The organism is Nocardia sp. NPDC059228, from assembly GCF_042754245.1.
Classification (GTDB): Bacteria; Actinomycetota; Actinomycetes; order Mycobacteriales; family Mycobacteriaceae; genus Nocardia.
The window spans coordinates 1-778 of the sequence record NZ_JBHZAL010000106.1 but is presented as its reverse complement, the minus strand read 5'-3'; the positions used below and the strand labels follow the sequence as shown (position 1 = coordinate 778).

The window sequence follows — 778 nt, the reverse complement described above, 5'->3', positions numbered from 1 at the left end:
TCGGGTCAGTTGAGACACCGACTGTCAGAGGCAGCGGATTGGATGAGCGCATGACCTCATACGACGTCGCGCGCCGACTGCCTGCCATCGGTGACCTGCGGAACCTGTCCCGTTCCTTGGCGGTGCTCGACACGATCCTCAGCCCTGACTGGGAATACCGGTACTACTCCTTCAACTCCGCCTGGGCCGACGGTGAGGAGATGGCCTCAATGCGCAATGGCTCGGGGGACGAGTACTCCATCGTCTTCTCATCGGCAGGCGCCTACATCCGCGGCTTCGACCACGAGTCGCCGATGAGTCCGTACGCCAACGACGGCGAAGTCTGGCCGGGCGTGATCGACGATGTTCCCTCGGCCTTTCTCTCGTGTGCGGAGGAACCCGCCTTCAGCGACGAAGACCACGTCCCTGCCGTGACGGCCTGCATATGGCGCGAGACCGTGGAGACCCGATGGAGCCACGGAACGATTGACTTCCCAGTCGGCCACGACGACCCCGACGGATCGAACCGGCTGTTCAACCTCCTCGCGGACCCTTCCCCTGAGGCGTACAAGCGATTCGCCCAGGATTACTACGAGGTCGCCGTCAACCTCGCAGCGGTCTGCCACGTGTACGCGCTGCGACCGCTGACCCCGGCGCTCGTGTCGGGCCTGAACGCGGCGACCAGCCTGTCGGACATGGCTGAGGAAATCCGAGGGATTGGCTACCCGATCCTGCAAGGCAACTCGTCCTGAGCGCTGCACACATCCGGCAGTACTCCGCGAACGGTTCAGTTATGCAC

General features: G+C 63.6%; 1 protein-coding gene. It reads left to right on the top strand.

The annotated features are described in order from the left end of the window. The coding region (locus tag ACFXKA_RS42745; RefSeq protein WP_379431868.1) for a hypothetical protein at positions 1 to 731 on the top strand (731 nt) is incomplete at its 5' end. Between the last annotated feature and the right edge of the window lie 47 nt (positions 732 to 778).